The organism is Advenella mandrilli (assembly GCF_016595155.1).
Lineage (GTDB): Bacteria > Pseudomonadota > Gammaproteobacteria > Burkholderiales > Burkholderiaceae_B > Advenella > Advenella mandrilli.
Genome location: NZ_JAENGP010000037.1, coordinates 1 through 909, shown reverse-complemented (window position 1 = coordinate 909; position 909 = coordinate 1). Strand labels below are relative to the sequence as shown.

Below are 909 nucleotides of genomic sequence, written 5' to 3'. Positions count from 1 at the left end.
GTAATGCTCCGGCCAGTGCCGTCTAGAATTCTGTTTTAAATTCTAGCAATATAGATGTCCATTTATTCAACTAGGTTTTGATGCGTTATGGATGTTTCTCTTTATTCGGTGCCAGTGGCTGAGCGACCCCGGCGTCGCTATTCAAACGAATACAAGCGCCAGGTCGTAGAGGCCTCTTTTCAGGCCAATACGTCGATTGCTGCCGTTGCCCAAGCACACCAGATTAATGCCAATTTACTGCATACCTGGCGCTGGCAATATCGGAAGGGCCAATTCGGTGTGGTTGATCAGGCAGTATCTTTAGTTCCCGTGTGTTTAACCGTAATGCTCCGGCCAGTGCCGTCTAGAATTCTGTTTTAAATTCTAGCAATATAGATGTCCATTTATTCAACTAGGTTTTGATGCGTTATGGATGTTTCTCTTTATTCGGTGCCAGTGGCTGAGCGACCCCGGCGTCGCTATTCAAACGAATACAAGCGCCAGGTCGTAGAGGCCTCTTTTCAGGCCAATACGTCGATTGCTGCCGTTGCCCAAGCACACCAGATTAATGCCAATTTACTGCATACCTGGCGCTGGCAATATCGGAAGGGCCAATTCGGTGTGGTTGATCAGGCAGTATCTTTAGTTCCCGTGTGTTTAACCAGTCCGGAACCCACGGTTACTACAACGACCGACAGTGGCTACTTTGAATTGCAGATCAACGCGGTGCATCTGCAAATTCATGGCACTCCCGATATGCAATTATTACCTGAACTGCTGAAGCTGATAAAAGCATGTTAGGCTTACCTGCAGGAACCCGCGTCTGGCTGGCGGCAGGTGTGACCGATATGCGCCGGGGCTTTGATGGTTTGGCCGCCATTGCCCAGGACGTCTTGCAACAGGATCCCTTCAGTGGTCATGTGTTTGTAT

General features: G+C 49.1%; 3 protein-coding genes. All 3 read left to right on the top strand.

Annotated elements, in window-relative coordinates:
• Positions 1 to 87: 87 nt before the first annotated feature.
• Positions 88 to 360 carry a transposase gene (locus tag JHL22_RS15875; protein WP_200239596.1) on the top strand — a complete coding sequence of 91 codons (273 nt, stop codon included), beginning with the start codon at positions 88 to 90 and terminating at the stop codon, positions 358 to 360.
• 48 nt (positions 361 to 408) lie between these two features.
• Positions 409 to 780 carry an IS66-like element accessory protein TnpA gene (gene tnpA / locus JHL22_RS15870; RefSeq protein ID WP_200239594.1) on the top strand — a complete coding sequence of 124 codons (372 nt, stop codon included), beginning with the start codon at positions 409 to 411 and terminating at the stop codon, positions 778 to 780.
• Positions 774 to 909: IS66 family insertion sequence element accessory protein TnpB (tnpB, locus tag JHL22_RS15865; RefSeq protein ID WP_200235229.1), on the top strand; the 136-nt coding region annotated here is incomplete at its 3' end. The genes tnpA and tnpB, both read left to right, overlap by 7 nt.

Coding starts and splice junctions, on each gene's coding strand:
- tnpA (WP_200239594.1), top strand. CDS start 409: ATGGATGTTTCTCTTTATTCGGTGCCAGTGGCTGAGCGACCCCGGCGT.
- JHL22_RS15875 (WP_200239596.1), top strand. CDS start 88: ATGGATGTTTCTCTTTATTCGGTGCCAGTGGCTGAGCGACCCCGGCGT.